Source organism: Pseudomonas sp. HS6, assembly GCF_023375815.1.
Taxonomy (GTDB): Bacteria; Pseudomonadota; Gammaproteobacteria; order Pseudomonadales; family Pseudomonadaceae; genus Aquipseudomonas.
In genome coordinates, this window is the sequence record NZ_CP067412.1 from 2,487,028 (window position 1) to 2,501,826 (window position 14,799).

14 protein-coding genes are annotated in these 14,799 nt (G+C 56.7%); 8 read left to right on the top strand and 6 right to left on the bottom strand.

All coding sequences use genetic code 11. The features are described from left to right. Positions 1 to 266: 266 nt before the first annotated feature. The gene (locus JJN09_RS11485) at positions 267 to 815 is read left to right on the top strand and encodes a cupin domain-containing protein (protein WP_042558757.1); all 549 of its coding nucleotides are present in this window, start codon (positions 267 to 269) and stop codon (positions 813 to 815) included. 133 nt (positions 816 to 948) lie between these two features. On the opposite strand, the gene JJN09_RS11490 is transcribed toward JJN09_RS11485, so the two are convergent. After that, positions 949 to 2,994, bottom strand: a complete 2,046-nt coding sequence (locus JJN09_RS11490) for an N-6 DNA methylase (protein WP_249490223.1) — start codon at positions 2,992 to 2,994, stop codon at positions 949 to 951. Positions 2,995 to 3,539: 545 nt separating this feature from the next. Beyond that, positions 3,540 to 3,815 carry a fructose-bisphosphate aldolase gene (locus JJN09_RS11495; RefSeq protein ID WP_249490795.1) on the bottom strand — a complete coding sequence of 92 codons (276 nt, stop codon included), beginning with the start codon at positions 3,813 to 3,815 and terminating at the stop codon, positions 3,540 to 3,542. A 602-nt stretch (positions 3,816 to 4,417) separates the two neighbouring features. On the opposite strand from JJN09_RS11495, the gene JJN09_RS11500 reads away from it, so the two are divergent. The 5 genes from JJN09_RS11500 to JJN09_RS11520 all read left to right on the top strand — a co-directional run bounded on the left by JJN09_RS11500 (position 4,418) and on the right by JJN09_RS11520 (position 7,432). Beyond that, complete coding sequence (locus tag JJN09_RS11500) at positions 4,418 to 4,843, top strand: hypothetical protein (protein ID WP_249490224.1); 426 nt, start codon at positions 4,418 to 4,420, stop codon at positions 4,841 to 4,843. A gap of 80 nt (positions 4,844 to 4,923) precedes the next feature. Next, positions 4,924 to 5,355: a hypothetical protein gene (locus JJN09_RS11505; RefSeq protein ID WP_096820485.1), complete on the top strand. Its 432-nt coding sequence runs from the start codon at positions 4,924 to 4,926 to the stop codon at positions 5,353 to 5,355. 201 nt (positions 5,356 to 5,556) lie between these two features. Beyond that, positions 5,557 to 5,946, top strand: a complete 390-nt coding sequence (locus tag JJN09_RS11510) for a hypothetical protein (protein WP_249490225.1) — start codon at positions 5,557 to 5,559, stop codon at positions 5,944 to 5,946. Positions 5,947 to 5,961: 15 nt separating this feature from the next. Continuing rightward, positions 5,962 to 6,384, top strand: coding sequence for an HD domain-containing protein (locus JJN09_RS11515; protein WP_249490226.1), 423 nt, complete (start codon positions 5,962 to 5,964; stop codon positions 6,382 to 6,384). Positions 6,385 to 6,412: 28 nt separating this feature from the next. Continuing rightward, positions 6,413 to 7,432 (top strand): AbrB family transcriptional regulator, encoded by a 1,020-nt coding sequence (locus tag JJN09_RS11520; RefSeq protein ID WP_249490227.1) that lies wholly within the window; start codon positions 6,413 to 6,415, stop codon positions 7,430 to 7,432. A 501-nt stretch (positions 7,433 to 7,933) separates the two neighbouring features. Here the strand turns inward: JJN09_RS11520 and JJN09_RS11525 are convergent. Genes JJN09_RS11525 through JJN09_RS11535 form a run of 3 tightly spaced genes read right to left on the bottom strand, consistent with a single transcriptional unit; the run spans position 7,934 to position 11,604 of the window. Further along, complete coding sequence (locus JJN09_RS11525; RefSeq protein WP_249490228.1) at positions 7,934 to 8,971, bottom strand: DUF2955 domain-containing protein; 1,038 nt, start codon at positions 8,969 to 8,971, stop codon at positions 7,934 to 7,936. After that, positions 8,961 to 10,058 (bottom strand): HlyD family secretion protein, encoded by a 1,098-nt coding sequence (locus JJN09_RS11530; RefSeq protein ID WP_249490229.1) that lies wholly within the window; start codon positions 10,056 to 10,058, stop codon positions 8,961 to 8,963. Before JJN09_RS11530 ends, JJN09_RS11525 begins: the two co-directional genes overlap by 11 nt. Further along, positions 10,051 to 11,604 carry an efflux transporter outer membrane subunit gene (locus tag JJN09_RS11535; RefSeq protein ID WP_249490230.1) on the bottom strand — a complete coding sequence of 518 codons (1,554 nt, stop codon included), beginning with the start codon at positions 11,602 to 11,604 and terminating at the stop codon, positions 10,051 to 10,053. Before JJN09_RS11535 ends, JJN09_RS11530 begins: the two co-directional genes overlap by 8 nt. Positions 11,605 to 11,735: 131 nt before the next feature. Between JJN09_RS11535 and JJN09_RS11540 the strand changes: the two genes are divergently transcribed. Together JJN09_RS11540 and JJN09_RS11545 are read left to right on the top strand one after the other, a co-directional pair. Beyond that, positions 11,736 to 12,251 (top strand): transporter suffix domain-containing protein, encoded by a 516-nt coding sequence (locus JJN09_RS11540; RefSeq protein WP_249490231.1) that lies wholly within the window; start codon positions 11,736 to 11,738, stop codon positions 12,249 to 12,251. 270 nt (positions 12,252 to 12,521) lie between these two features. Further along, complete coding sequence (locus JJN09_RS11545; RefSeq protein ID WP_249490232.1) at positions 12,522 to 13,307, top strand: DeoR/GlpR family DNA-binding transcription regulator; 786 nt, start codon at positions 12,522 to 12,524, stop codon at positions 13,305 to 13,307. Positions 13,308 to 13,471: 164 nt separating this feature from the next. Here JJN09_RS11545 and JJN09_RS11550 read toward each other — a convergent pair whose 3' ends face one another. Continuing rightward, complete coding sequence (locus JJN09_RS11550) at positions 13,472 to 14,755, bottom strand: FAD-binding oxidoreductase (RefSeq protein WP_249490233.1); 1,284 nt, start codon at positions 14,753 to 14,755, stop codon at positions 13,472 to 13,474. Between the last annotated feature and the right edge of the window lie 44 nt (positions 14,756 to 14,799).

Genomic DNA, 14,799 nt, shown 5'->3' on the forward strand with positions numbered 1-14,799 from the left:
TAGCGGTCTATCAGCAAAAATGATGTTGAAAGTGCCGCCCAATCGCTGGCAAGCCAGCTCCCACAGGTTTTGCATTTACCTCGCAATTACAATCAGCAGGCTCTTTTCACCCACCGTCCATCGAACCTGCTGAGCAACACCGACAAACGTGATTTAATAGCCGCCTTTCACGGTTCCGGGACACGGGAGCAACGTGATCCGCGCGACCTGCGCGGCACCCGCCACCCACCCCCATTGCCCTTAAGTCGTTCTCACATAAGGCTGTCATGGATACGGGTTCTCGACTCAAACTAGTACGCGAAAGCTACAAACTCTCCCAGCGCGAGCTGGCCCGGCGTAGCGGCGTGACCAATGCCACCATCTCCCTGATCGAACAGAATCGTGTCAGCCCTTCCGTCAGCTCACTGAAAAAGCTGCTCGAAGGCATCCCGATGTCCCTGGCCGACTTCTTCACCTTCGACCAGCCCCCACGCGAACACCAATACGTCTTCCGCGCCAACGAACAACCCGACCTCGGCCGCCACGGCCTGCGCCTGCTGCTCATCGGCGCCTCGGTCCCCAGCCGCCAGATGCGCTTGCTGCGCGAGCAATACGCGCCGGGTGCGAGTTCCGGGGAAGAGCCGATTGTTCACTCGGAAGGGGAGGAGTGCGGGCTTGTGACGCGTGGCACTGTGGAGTTGACGGTGGATGGGTCGGTGAGTGTGTTGAACGCGGGGGATGGGTATTACTTCCCGACGACGCTACCGCACAAGTTCCGGAATATTGGGGCGGATGAGGCTGAGATTATTAGTGCGAATACGCCGGCGAATTTTTAGCGATTTGACCGAATGAGGTTAATCTCGTGCACTTGATAAACTGTTCCTCGGGCACACCCCCGACATCATTATTAGTGTCGGGTTTGTGCTCGGAAAAGCAATTCAAGAGAAATAGAAATATATCGTAGTGTCTTTAGTCTCCGGATTGGCAATTGATCCACTTTATGTGTGCGCTGGTGCCGTCCAGTCCGGGGTATACAGTTCCTCGATGGATTCCATAGCGATATAGTTGTTGTTTTAATTTTGTTCTCAATGAATTAGGTATCACAACTTTAAAAATTTGCTCGGATGTAAAGCCTTGGGTTACGTTTTGATGTGTTGTAAATAGCCCGCTTTGAGCAATAATTCTTGGTGTTAAGTGCGCTGGTATATAGCGAAGAACTGGCCTTTCACTTGGGAAGCGTAACGGGTTCTGATATTCCGGTAATCCTGTTTCTACCGGCGATTCGCAATCTGTATAAATATATACTGCGGAATCTGTTTTGCATTCTTCTTCTACTGCAAAATAAAGTGCTATAAGTGGGTTGACTGTCCAGTCCAACAATCGCGTCGGTAAACCATGGTGCTGGGCAAGTGCTAGCCACTCCCAGTCGTTTCTTGGTGTAAAGCTTAAGTGTGGTAAAGCTTGCTCTCTGAACTGCTTAAAAATAGCATCTTCAGTGTCTTCTATTTTTGTACTATCAACAGGTAACCGGCCTATTGATGGGATTAGTTCGAATTTTGAATCTTTTACTCCGCGAAATACGACACCTTTTCCGTTGTATTTTTCTACTAGATTGTGAAATTCTACGAAGTTGTGAATGGTCTCTTTGCGGTATTCGTCAATATATAGTGGTAGGCTAAGGTTGAAGTTGTTTTTCTTGATTTGATCAATGGAGACGTTCTCGGAATATAGCTCTACGTTGGTGCGTTGAGTCAGACTGGCTAATATTTTTTCCAAGTCTTGATTTTGAAGATAGTTGTGCCATCGCTCTTTGCCATATTCATTGCTGGCATCTATGAAAAAAATTGTCTTTTCGTCTTGCCTTTGTTTTTTAAAAACTAAAGCGCATGTGGGAATGGCGGTGCCGTAAAACAGGTTTGGAGGAAGTCCAATGACAGCGTCTAAGCAGTTCAGGTTTTGTATTAGGTGTTTGCGGATTTTCTGTTCTGTGTTTCCGCGAAAGAGCGCTCCCATCGGGAGTGTAATGACCATTGTTCCGTCAATATCTAACAAACTTAGCATATGTTGAACGAACGCAAAGTCAGCTCTCGAGCGAGGGGCTTGAGGTCCATAAGCATGAAGCTCAGAACGGTCACGGTAGGTGGAGGGATCCCATCTGACTCCAAACGGCGGTACACACAAAACAACGTCGTATTTTTTGTTTAAGTGATGAGGTTCATTTAGTGTGTTTCCGAGCTTGAGATTTACGCGACTAAATTTTACCCCGTGCATTACTACGTTCATGCGTGCGAGCCGCAAGGTGTCGGCGTTAATGTCTTGGCCAGCCAGCTCTTTAATTACAAATGTCTGTTCTGCGACGGCAAGAAGCAATCCCGCGGAGCCGCACGCAGGATCATACGCATTGATTATATTTTTTTTACCTTGCGTAGAGATTCTAGCTAGCAATGATGCAACGGATGGTGGAGTCAGGTAGTTTCCACCGTTTCGTCCTTCACCCCTTGCTAGATGCTCTAATAAAGCTGTGAAAATAACACCCATTTGTTCGTCGGGAATGGTAAGTGAACCGATTTTGTGGGTGTCGAAAATATAAAGTATGTGGCGCAAGTGATTATCTTGTAGGTGTCGCGCAGATGAGCCAAGTTCTAAGAGCCCATCAAGGTCTTCGTTGTTTTTCTCGATTTCGGAAAAGGCTTTTTTTAGTCTGTCTTTTAAATTGAACTCACTGTTAATGAAGTCCTGCCAGAGGCATTCTTTAGGTATGTTGAAGCGGTGTTGGTTCGTTTTATTTACTTGGTTTATGTAAGCCTCCTCTTCGTGTGTGTCACATAGTCTTTTATATAAAAGTATTGGTAATAGAATGCTTTTGTAGTTGGAGGAGTGGCCTGTTGTATGGAGCAGTTCTGATGCTTTTTGAAGAATTTGTGTTAGTGCTTTTATTTGAATGTCAATGAAGGCTGTATTTTTAGTTTGTGTCTCAATGTCTTTTGTTGAGTCTTTTTGGTTGGTATTTTTCATGAGTTAGTAATGATTTTTGCTTCGGTGGCGAGAGATTTTTTTTGCGGTTGTTGTCTGAGTTGATTGAGTGGGTAAGTTTTTCTGTTTGATATGACTTCATGCTAAAGATACAAACGGTGGCAGAACTGCTTGTGTTGATCTGCCACCTTTATAGATTATTTCTTTTTAGGCTTACCCGCGTCACTACGCTTGTCGCGAATTTGGCCATCATTGTTCCTGGAGCGAGGTTGTTCACCACCGCCAGGCTTTGGAACATTCACGTTGGGATTAATAGGTCGTCTGTCTGTCATTTTTTCCTCCTTACTTTTTCGAAGATTCGTTAGAAAAATCACAACCTTGAGTCACTAAATACTCGGCATTTGATGCTTGCCGAACTGCTGATGGCCAATGGCTGGTGTTGAAGCTATCAAATTGACCTTCCGAATTCCACACCCAGTTCTGTGAAAGTGAAGGTTGTTTCTGAGCGGTATAGGGAATTCGCTTCGAGCAAATTCGCAAAATAGGCCTGATTTCTGTCGCCGAAACGTGAGTCATAACTAAGAACCTCAAATCTCCCGTTTCTCAATCACTCGAAACAGATCACTCACATCCTGCACCATGATCCTGGCGATCGTACTAACAGTGTTGATGTCGTTTTCGGCGTAATCGGGGAGGCGGATACAGGCCATTAGATCGAGATATTTGAGAACGGCGTTGAGGCGTTCGCTAAGGCAAGCGTGGAGATCTCGTAGTGGGGCATCTACGTCAATGAATAGTACGGGCTGGTCTGTGGCGGGGTGGGACATGTTCGCGTATTTGCGGATCGGTTTATCCGTTGGCATAAGTAAAGCTTCCTCGTATCCGTGAGAAGAGCTACTGCCGTTCGCTGCGATTCGAAAGGTGGTAGCCATGTGCGGGTTCGCAGACCGAGGATACGAGGAGCCCGGCAGACCCAGAGGTCTCCCACACACAGCCACCATTGCGCGGTTGTCGGACGCGATTGCGACCGCCACCGTTTTTGGGGGGCGTCAGGTTACTACACGTATCGTCAGGGCTGCGAAACCCTATCGCCAAATTCGTTCAGCGACAGACCCACTCTAGGCACCGATCCCCACCGTCGCAATCAGCCTGTAGGACGTGAAATCACCACGTCTGGCCAGAGAGTTAGCTCACGGTCGGCGGCGTAACTGGCGTAAATCAATGGCTGCGAAGTGTATGGGGAAAATGACTCGCCAGATTTCGGCCCGCTTCGCAGCTCCGCAAGAACAAGCTCCCTCACCACGCGGAGCAATTTCCTACGCCGTTTTCAGATCAAAAAAATCATCACACATTCCCGCCCCGGAACTTTCCCCAAAACCGATGTCAATTTGATGGCGTGTCGCGACGCTCATTCATCGGCTCAAGCAGTGCCAGGCTGTTTCCTGGTCGATCAAGGAAGTGTGTGATGAGACTAGTGCTTGCGATGTTGTTGATGTTCAGCGGATACACGTTTGCCGGGTGCGCCAGCATCAGTGACAGTGATCAGCGGGCCTATTGCGAAGCCAGAGAGAAGGGCAGCAGTTGTTCGTACATCCACGACTCTGATTTGCGTTCGGCCTGTGATGCTGAAGTGAACGGTAGATCTTGCTCGTACATCGCCGACACCGACCAACGTGACTACTGCAACGCCAAGAAGAACGGCAGCAGTTGCTCGTACATCCATAACTCGGATCTGCGTGCGGCGTGCGAGGCGGAGCAGAAGGGCTATTCCTGTTCATACATCAGCGACAGTGACCAGCGCGCCCTGTGCAATGCCAAGCAGAGTGGCAGCAGTTGTTCCTACATCAGCAATTCCGATCTACGCAACGAGTGCGAAGCCATGAAGCGCTGATTTGAGGGTGTTTCGCGAGACTCATCTAAATCGGATTAAACAGTGCCAGTCTGTTTACTGGTAAGCCAAGGAAGCGTGTGATGAAGAAAATACTGGCGATGTTGTTGATGTTTGCCTTCGCCGGCCATGCCTTTGCTAGCTGCATGAACATTAACGATCCGGATCAGCGCAGATATTGCGAGGCCAAGTCCGGCAGTGGCAGCTGTAACGACATCAACAATACGGACCTGCGCAGGATGTGCGATGCGGAAAAAGGCAGTGGTAGTTGCAACTCGATCAATGACGGAGATCAACGTCGTTACTGCGAGGCCAAAACCCGTGGCGGCAGTTGCAACAGCATCAACGATACGACTCTGCGCAGGATGTGCGATGCAGAAACAGGAGGCGGTAGCTGTAACTCGATCAATGACACGGATCAGCGTCTTTTCTGTGAGGCCAAAACCCGTGGTGGCAGTTGCAACAGTATCGGCAGCCAGGATCTGCGCAATCAATGTGAAGCCATGAAACGCTGATCGATCAGCCTGATTCAAAACGCAAAAAGGGACACCCAACGGTGTCCCTTTTTTATGGGCGACTGAAACGAAATCCTCAGACTGCCCAGTCAAACCTTTCACTTGCCACAACCCGTCTCATCACCAAAGGTTTCCCCCATCAGCACCACGTCGTAGACTGCGAAACAAGTTGTAACGCCTCTCCCACGGACGGAACCGCGCATGATTCACATCGGCAGCCGCAACAACGCCCCCACGCCGCAGCACAAAACCCAGGACATCTACATCTTCAGCATCGACCTGTCCCGCCCGGCGACACCGTTCTGCTTCGAGCAATCGATTGGCGGCGGGCATGTCGAGCAGGGCGGTGCGCGATGGTTGGCGCTGGATGAGCTGGATGGCTGGCCCGGCGAATGGCGAGAGCATTTGAAGAAGGCCAATTGTGCCTGGGTAGCCGAGTTGCTGGATGCTCATCCGAAGGAGAGCCAGGCTGATCTGGTCTCGCTGATTCTCCAGCGCTACGCAGCGCCTGCGCAGCCGGCCGGGCGTTTGCAGGCGATTGGGCGCTGGTTCAAGCGCCATTTCTATATTGGCGGCCGGTACGGCGTCTGACCCGAGGAAACGCCCATGACTCAGACTCTGGAACGCGCCATCGCGATTGCCGCCACGGCCCACGCGGGGCAGGTGGACAAGGGCGGTGCGCCGTACATTTTGCATCCGCTGAAGGTCATGTTGCGCATGAGCAGTCTGGAAGAACGCATCGTCGCGGTGCTGCACGATGTGGTCGAGGACTGCGGCATCAGCCTGGAGGATTTGCGCAAGGAAGGCTTTAGCGAAGAGATTTTGTCCGCCATCGAATCGGTGACCAAAGTGCCGGGCGAATCCTACGAGGATTTCGTCGAGCGCGCGGCGCAGAACCCGACCGGGCGGGTGGTGAAACTGGCGGATCTGGAAGAGAACAGCGACCTGTCGCGGATTGCCTCGCCGAGCTGGGAGGATCTGGAGCGGATCGAGAAATATCGGCGGGCGATTGGACGGTTGCGTGCCTGACTCAAATTAAATAGCCAGGAAGGCGACCATGAAATCCATTCTGTGTTTGCTGATTGCTGCCAGCTTCGGCGCGCTGTTGCAATTCGAAGGTGTGCCTCACGGTTTGCTGTTGGGCTCGATTCTCGTGACGGCACTTGTCGTCACCAAATTCAACTTCGCGCCAGCGACCCCTTTGGGGTTGGGCTACATCCAGGTCACGCTGGGCATCGCTACTGGCTTGATGTTCGAAGCATGGGACAGCGCGACGGTGTCGACGATGTTGCCGAGTCTTGGCGTGTTGCTGTTATGTCTGGCGGTGCAAGTCGCGCTTTCCGCGCTGTGGCTGTCGCGCGGTGCAGGGTGGAATCGCACGGATGCTCTGCTGGCGGTGTATCCGGGGGCGCTGGCGGCGGTGTTCGATTTGCTGGAATCGCATCAGGCGTCGAGCAAGGTGATCATCGTGCACTTGATGCGGCTGCTCCTGATCACGGTGTTGGTGAGTTTGCTGATTCCTGGAACGGCACCGGTTGCCGTGGCCGAAGCTGATCCGCTGTCGACAGGCATGGCACTGACCGTGCTGTCGGTGATCTTCCTCAGCGTGGTGGTCGGGCGTTTGCTGCTGGTGATTGGTGTGCCGGCGCCGTTCATGTTGACGGCAATCATCATCACCGCCGTATTCGTGAAATCAGGATGGCTGCACGGCTTTCACATGCCGGACTGGAGCCTGAATCTGGCGGCGCTGATTCTTGGGGTGCGGATTGGCTCCCGATTCCAGGGATTGGGTCTCGCAGAACTGGGACGTCATGGCCGCACGGCGTTGGTGTCGGTGGGATTAATGATTCTGGTCGCGGCAGTTTTCGCATTGGCAGCGGCGCGGATGCTGGGCAGCGATGCGCTGTCGTTGTGGCTCGCGTACATGCCGGGAGCAATCGAAACCATCGCGATTGTGGTATTCGCCGGCGGGCTGAATGTGGTGTTTATCCTGACTCACCACTTGGCGCGAATGGTGGTGTTGCACTTTGCGCCGGCGTTGTTGGTGCAGCTTCGGCGGAGTAGAGAAGAAGCCTGAAGAGCTTTTTTGGCGATTAGCAAAATGCCCATTTTTGAAATGGGCATTGGCTAAATATGCATTGATGATTACTTCAACCACTTGTACAAACGATAGCCACCATAGCCCGCCACTGCGATTGCAGCCGCTGGCCAAGCTGCGGCGGTGGCCACTGCCATCACTCCTGCAGCCATTCCGCCTCCTCCTGCAGCAACTGCGCCACCTCCGAGAGTGGCTAAGGCGGAAGTCGTTGCAGCGGCGCCACTTAAGCCAGCCGCGTTAGCGACGGCGACTGCTCCGCCATAAACCATCGAAGCGTTAGCTATACCTGCTGCTGCACCAGTTGCAATGGCGGAGCCTGCTACTGTTTTGTCACCAATTTCCATGTGGTTACCCCTACTGAATGTGTGTCATGGAAACTATAAGCCATCACTTTGATATCATTCCAGATCTTTTTAGTGTTTGGATCCAAGGCGAAAAAGTCATTGCGCCAGGTTTGGGTGACAATTCGAAGCCCGGTTATCAGGTCACACCCTGACGACTCTCCCGGCGTGACTCCAGCAAATGCATCATCACCCCGGCATAAACCGTCACCAGAATGAACAACCCCATCCGCACCGCGAAGGCGGTGTAGACGTCCTTGCCCGCCGCGCTGTCCTCCACCGATTGCCCGAGCAGGATGATCATGGTGATCAGCGTATTGAGCCAGAACCCCGGCGTGAGCTGCGTCGGGTGCAACCGATAGAGTTTGCGCGCCACCAATAGCCCGAACAGCAGCATCCACAGAAAGAACATCCACAGGTGCACGAACAGGCTCAACGCACACCAGAACAGCACTGCCAGCAGCCCGCCCAATAAAGTCGAGCCGAGCAGTTCACGCCCGGCATGGTGGGTGCGGGTGGTAGTGCTCTGCTGGCCGAGGCTGACGGCTTTGAGGATGATCGGCAGGTAGCTGGCCGGGTCGATCAACACCAGCAGGAAGGTCGGTAGTACGATCAATGTTGCGCGCAACGCCACGCGAGGCACGTCTTCGGCGGGCAGGGCGGGAGCGGGTGGTGGCGCGGGGCTGTTAGCCGGTTCCGGGAACAGGGCGTGGCTCAGACCGACGATGACGACGGCCAGCAGCAGGCCTTTGACCAGTGCGCCGATCACCGCCATGGCCAGCTCGAACGAGGCGAAACCGGCGGCGGAGATCATGGTCATGCCGATCACCAGGAACGTCATGATCAGCACGTTGCCACCGCGCAAGCCGTAGGTGAACACCAGAAACAGACCGACACCGATCAGCAGCACGCCGCACACCGGGTAATAACGCAGCAATGGCACCAGCAACAGGCCGAGGCTGGTGGTGAACGCGGCGACCAATGTCAGCACCAGCGCCATTTTCACCGGCAACGGCCGAGGCATGCTGGCCAGCAGCAACACCGCGAGTACCGGCGACAGAAACGACAGCGGCAACGCGAGGCCGTAACTGGCTGCGGTGCACAACGCGGTGCCACAGGCCAGGCGCAAGGCCCGTTGTGCCGGGATGCTGCGTTCAATAGGCCGCTCAGTAGGCATAGCTCAGCCAGCTCATCAACCAGACAAACACCCGGCCCAGCGGATTGAGCAGACTGCCTTCGCTGGGAAACGCCATGACTTCCGCCTGCCCGCCGGCACGAATCGAACGACTCTCGAACAGACGCTTTTTCGCCTCTTCGCTGAACTCAACGATCACCGGAAACCGCTGCGCCGGACGGAGCCAGTCGCGGCTGTTCTGGATCGTCGGCAGGGTGCCGGGCGGCGGCGTCTGGCCGACGCTGACGCCATAGCCGACGCTGCGCACCCGGCCATCGAGCACTTCGCCGGGCAGGGCGTCGAGGATGATCGACACCGGCGTGCCGGGCTTGATCCGGCCGAGGTTGTTTTCGGTAAGGTCGGCGCTGACCCACACGTCCTGGATCGTGATCAGCGTCATCACCGGACTGCCGGCAGCGGCGAACTGGCCGACGTCGGTGCGCAGGTCGGTAATCAGACCCGCCGAACGGGCACCGATGCGGGTGTTGGCGAGATCCAGCTCCGCCTTGGCCAATGTGGCGGCGGCACTGAGCAATTTGGCGTTGGTGTCGGTATTGCCGCCTTCCTGCTCCTGCGCTCGCACTACTTCCGCCCGGGCGGCCGCCACCTGGCTGACGGCGGCTTCGCGGTTGGCCCGAGAGACTTCCAGAAGTCGTACGGACACAGTGCCGGAGTCCTGTTTGTACAAGCCTTCGAGCCGTTGATTGTCCTGCCGCGCCTTGAGTTCGTTGGCCTGCGCCGCGCGCAATGACGCTTGCGCCGAAGCAATGCCGGCGGTGCTGGCGCCGACGGTGCGACGGGTGTTTTCCAGATCGGCGCGGGCTCGGTCGACCGCGATTTGCAGGGGCTGCGGATCAAGTTCGAAGAGAATGTCACCGGCCTGCACATCCTGATTGTTGCGCACGTTGACCTTGATCACCCGGCCCGCGACTTCCGAGGCCACCGGGATCACGAACGCGCCGACCCTCGCTTGCTGGGTGTACGGCGTGATTCGGTCGGCCAGCAGATACCAGATCAGGCTCAGCACGATCACCAGCAGCACCCAGCGGATGCCTTTTTTCGTCGGATCCGGCGGCGCTTCATCACTCATGGCGGTCTACCTGCGAGGGCATCGGATAAGTCGGTTGTGGCGGCGGGGCGCTCAGCAGATCGCCCCAATCGGTGCGCTGCTGCATTTGCTGTCGGGTCGGTTGATCGATCTGCGGCCCGGTGCTTTGCCAGCCGCCTCCGAGAGACTTGTACAGCGCGATCAGATTGCTCACGGCGTTGCTGCGGCTGACCAGATAGTTGTCCTGCAACTCCAGCAGCGCGCGTTGCGCATCGAGCACCCGCTGAAAATCCGAATAGCCTTCGCGATATTGGGTGTTGGCCAACACCAGCGAACGCCGCGCGGCCGCTTCGGCTTCACCGAGAATCCGTTCGCCTTCCAGCGCTTTGGTCAGGCCGCTGGCGGCGTCGTCGGCCTCGCGGGCAGCTTGGCGGACTTTGTCCCGGTAGGCTTCGATCAGTTGCTGAAGACGCGCATCCTGCACGCGGATGTTGTTGTGGATGCGACCGTAATCGAACAGGTTCCAGCGCAGGCTCGGGCCGCCGATCAGGTCGAGGCTGCGCGGCGTGGCGCCGAGGGAATCGCTGGACCAGACGATGCTGCCGAGCAAGGTCAGCGACGGATACAGGTCGGTTTCCGCCACGCCGACCAGCGCCGATTGCGCGGCAACGTTGAGTTCCGCTGCGCGCACATCGGGGCGGCGCAACAGCAGGTTGGCCGGGACATCCTGCAACACGGCGCGATCCAGCAGCGGGATCAGCCCGGTTTGCTCCGTGAGCATCGTTGCGCCACCGGGCGGCTGGCCGACCAGCACCGCCAGCGCGTTGCGGGTGCGCAGCAATTGGTCTTCGAACACCGGGATAGTGCTGAGCGTGCCGAGGTATTGGGTCCTGGCCTGTTGCAGGTCGAGTTCGGCAGTCTGGCCGCTGCGGAAGAGTTTTTCGGTGATTTCGAAATTGCGCTTTTGCTGGACGGCGTTTTCCCGGGCGACCCGCAGCCGGGCTTCGGTGGTGCGCAGGGAGAAATAGGTGTCGGCGACTTGGGCGCGCAACAGCACGAGAGCGTCTTCGTAGTTGGCCTGAGCGGCGAAGTAGCTGGCGTCAGCGGACTCGATGGCGCGGCTGAAGCGACCCCAGAAATCCAGCTCCCAGCCGACATCGAACGCAGCGCTGTGCTGCCAGAAGTGCAGATCCTGCGGGTTGTTGCCGCCGGACTGGTGGCGGTCGATGTACAGGCTGTCGGCGCTGGCCTGTTGCAGCTGCGGATAACGGCCGCTGTCGGCAATGCCCAGTTGCGCCCGGGCTTCCAGGACCCGCAGGCCGGCGATTTTCAGGCTGCTGTTGTGGGCTTCGGCTTCGCTGATCAAAAGGTCGAGGGTCGGATCGGCAAACACCTGCCACCACTGGCGCAGATCCGGCACCGCGCCGCGCTCGCTGGCCTGTTCCAGCGCCGGGCTGTGCCACTGCTTGCTCCAGGCTTCGGCCGGCGGCTGAAAGTCCGGGCCCAGACGCAGGCATCCGCCGAGGCTCAAAGCCGCAAACAGCAGCAGAGGGCCGGGTCGGGTCAGCAGGGCTGTCGTTTCAGGCATACCGTTTGGCCCCAGCGGGGAATTTCACTGGAGCATAGACGGCAGATCACGGGTTGATGGGGCCAATCAACTGCTACGCTTTTGCTGGCGACGCCAACCGATCCGCGCCCCTGACGAAAAGGTAGGAAACCATGGACACTCCTCAAGATCCGGTTGCACCCACCAGCGCTACCTGGCGTTTCAAGGTTGGCGTGGCGATTATCTGCCTGATGCTCGGTTCATGGCTGATGGTGCCAATTGCTGCGGCACTCGGTGTGCCCGGCTCGAAAGTCGCGGCGCTGACCGGTGTGCTGTTCATCAGCAACAAGGTGCTGTTGCTGCTGGTGATCGCGGTGATGGGCAAGGCCGGCTTCGCCGAACTCAAGCGCACCATCGGCCGGCATGTCTCGGGGATGATTCCGACGCCGGTGGCGGAAGTCTCGCCGATGCGGCATCGGGTGGGCGTGGTGATGTTTTGCCTGCCGCTGCTCAGCGCTTTTCTGGAACCTTACTTCGACAACTTCTGGCCAGGCCTGCGGCCCAATCTGTGGCAGATGCAGTTGCTCGGTGACCTGATGTTCATCGGTAGTTTCTTTGTGCTGGGCAGCAATTTCTGGGAGAAGGCCCACGCGCTGTTCGTGCGCAAGGCGCGGGTGGTGACGGATTGAAGACAGGGGGCAATGCCCCCTGAATCACGCGTGCCCCAGGGCTACCGCAAACGACACGACGATCATGCACGCAAACGCAAAATTGAGATTCATGGGTGTTCATCCTGGGCCTTATTAAAGTGGTGCCATTGTGAACAGGCCGGATGCAAAGAAAAAATTCGGCTTCATGATTTCAATGATCGAAACAATTGATACCAGCCGGTTTGTGTTTGGCCGAGGCTTTGGTTAGTCTCGCCAAACCTGCAAATACAAGCACAAACAGGCATAACCATGCACGATCATTCCGCTTCCGAGCTTCCTTCCTTACGCCGGCAGAAAATCCTCCTGATCCTCGAACGTGACGGCAAGGTCATGGCGTCCGAGTTGAGCCAGCATTTTGCGGTGTCTGAAGACACCATCCGCCGCGATCTGGCCGAGCTGGACAACGCCGGGTTGGTGCAGCGGGTGCACGGCGGGGCGCTGCCGCGACCGAAGGACACCGGCAAGGATTACTTCACGCGGATCAGTGAAACCGACGAGGTGAAAACCAGCCTCGCGCAACTCGCGGCAGGGCGGGTGAAGGATGGCCAGATCGTGCTGTTCGATTCCGGCACCACCACCTTGCAGATCGCCCGTTCGTTGCCCTCGGATATTTCGATCACCGCCGTGACCACCTCACCGATGACGGCGATCACGCTGGCGGAATACAAGGGCATCAAAGTGATTCTGGCGGGCGGCCAGCTCAATCTCGCAACGATGTCGGTCAGTGGTCACGAAACGGTGCGACTGCTGCAAAGTATCAAGGCGGATGTGTTGTTTACCGGGGTGTGCGCGATTCATCCGGAAGTGGGCCTGAGCTCGCTGTATTTCGATGAAGTGCCGGTGAAACAGGCGTTGTTCGACAGTGCTGCGCAGGTGATTGCCGTGACCACGGCGGACAAGCTCGGGGCGGTGGAGCCGTTTGTGGTGGCGCCGTGCAGCCGGGTGCATACGTTGATCACCGAGCGGCATCTGGCGTCGGGCAATGCCGAGGATTATCGGCGGTTGGGGATTGAGGTCGAACAGCTGCAGGATTGAGATTTTGTGGTGAGGTCAAAGGCCTCTTCGCGAGCAAGCTCGCTCCCACAGTGTCCGAGGCGTACTCAAAAATCAAGTACACCCACAAATCCTGTGGGAGCGGGCTTGCCCGCGAAGAGGACAGTCGATCCAATGCATAAACCGGCATGCGGCTGAGGGATTAATCAGCGCAGTTTTTCGAGCATCTGGTAGTACCACATACCGGCGGCCAGCATCGGATTCCCCAGCAGATCCCCCATCGGCACGCGAATGTGCGAGCACGCGGCAAACGTGTCGAACTGCTGCATCTGCCCGGTGATCGCCCGGCTCATGATTTCGCCCATGATGTGGGTCGTGGCGATGCCGTGGCCGGAGTAGCCCTGGCAATACCAGACGTTGTCCGAGAGCTTGCCCAGTTGCGGGATGCGGTTGATGACGATGCCCATCGCGCAGCTCCACTGGTAATCGATCTTCACCCCTTTGAGCGCCGGGAAGGTCTGTTCGATGCACGGCCGCAGTTCGCCGGCGATGTCCCGTGAGTCCTTGCCGCTGTAATTCGCGCCGCCGCCGAACAGCAGGCGGCCGTCGGCGGTGAGGCGGTAGTAATCGAGGACGAAGCGGCAGTCGTAGACGGCGAGGTCTTCAGGGTTGATCTGCTTTGCCAGATCACCCAGCGGTTCGGTGGTGACGATGCCGCCCATGGCCGGGAAAATTTTGCCCTTGAGCTGGCCCGGTTCGAGCTTGTGGTAGACGTCGCCGGCCAGCAGCACCTGATTGGCGTCGATCTGGCCATGGGCCGTGCGAACACCCGGGCTGTCACCGTGAATGATCTCCAGCACTTCGCTGTTTTCGAAGATCAGTGCGCCGAGGCTTTCCGCCGCTCGCGCTTCACCGATGCACAGGTTGAGCGGGTGCAGGTGCATGTTGCGGGTGTTCTTGATCGCGCCGTGATAGAGGTCGCTTTGCAGCAGATCACGCACTTGGCTGCGGTCGAGCAGGCTGACTTCATCACTCATTCCGCGACGCACGGCTTCGTCGTAATCGCTGCGCAAACCGGCCATGTGGCTCGGCTTGTAGGCGGCGTGCAAGTGGCCGTGCTTGAGGTCGCAATCGATCGCGTATTTCTCGACCCGTTGTTTGATGATTTCATGGCCGCGCCAGCGCAGGTGCCAGATGAAATCGTCGACTTCGTCACCCAGCGTATTGCGCATCTGTTTGCGCATCGCACCGTCACCGGAGAGGCTGCCGGTGACCTGACCGCCATTGCGCCCGGTGGCGCCCCAGCCGATCTTGTGGCTTTCGACGATGGCGACTTTCAGGCCTTTTTCGGCCAGTTCCACGGCGGTGGCGACACCGGTGAAACCGCCGCCGATGATCACCACATCGACCTTGTGTCGGCCTTGCAGGGACGGGTAGTCGGTTTCTCGGCTGAGGGTCGCGGTGTAGTAGGAATTGCTGCGTTCAGTCATGTCAGTGTCCAGATTCGGGAGTCGGTGCACGGACCCTGTGGGAG

What these genes read in the sequence shown, in the direction of transcription:
- JJN09_RS11515 (WP_249490226.1), top strand. Translation starts at nt 5,962, where the DNA reads ATGACTCAGACTCTGGAACGCGCCATCGCGATTGCCGCCACGGCCCAC.
- JJN09_RS11545 (WP_249490232.1), top strand. Translation starts at nt 12,522, where the DNA reads ATGCACGATCATTCCGCTTCCGAGCTTCCTTCCTTACGCCGGCAGAAA.
- JJN09_RS11550 (WP_249490233.1), bottom strand. Translation starts at nt 14,755, where the DNA reads ATGACTGAACGCAGCAATTCCTACTACACCGCGACCCTCAGCCGAGAA.
- JJN09_RS11500 (WP_249490224.1), top strand. Translation starts at nt 4,418, where the DNA reads ATGAGACTAGTGCTTGCGATGTTGTTGATGTTCAGCGGATACACGTTT.
- JJN09_RS11535 (WP_249490230.1), bottom strand. Translation starts at nt 11,604, where the DNA reads ATGCCTGAAACGACAGCCCTGCTGACCCGACCCGGCCCTCTGCTGCTG.
- JJN09_RS11490 (WP_249490223.1), bottom strand. Translation starts at nt 2,994, where the DNA reads ATGAAAAATACCAACCAAAAAGACTCAACAAAAGACATTGAGACACAA.
- JJN09_RS11505 (WP_096820485.1), top strand. Translation starts at nt 4,924, where the DNA reads ATGAAGAAAATACTGGCGATGTTGTTGATGTTTGCCTTCGCCGGCCAT.
- JJN09_RS11525 (WP_249490228.1), bottom strand. Translation starts at nt 8,971, where the DNA reads ATGCCTACTGAGCGGCCTATTGAACGCAGCATCCCGGCACAACGGGCC.
- JJN09_RS11510 (WP_249490225.1), top strand. Translation starts at nt 5,557, where the DNA reads ATGATTCACATCGGCAGCCGCAACAACGCCCCCACGCCGCAGCACAAA.
- JJN09_RS11520 (WP_249490227.1), top strand. Translation starts at nt 6,413, where the DNA reads ATGAAATCCATTCTGTGTTTGCTGATTGCTGCCAGCTTCGGCGCGCTG.
- JJN09_RS11540 (WP_249490231.1), top strand. Translation starts at nt 11,736, where the DNA reads ATGGACACTCCTCAAGATCCGGTTGCACCCACCAGCGCTACCTGGCGT.
- JJN09_RS11530 (WP_249490229.1), bottom strand. Translation starts at nt 10,058, where the DNA reads ATGAGTGATGAAGCGCCGCCGGATCCGACGAAAAAAGGCATCCGCTGG.
- JJN09_RS11485 (WP_042558757.1), top strand. Translation starts at nt 267, where the DNA reads ATGGATACGGGTTCTCGACTCAAACTAGTACGCGAAAGCTACAAACTC.
- JJN09_RS11495 (WP_249490795.1), bottom strand. Translation starts at nt 3,815, where the DNA reads ATGCCAACGGATAAACCGATCCGCAAATACGCGAACATGTCCCACCCC.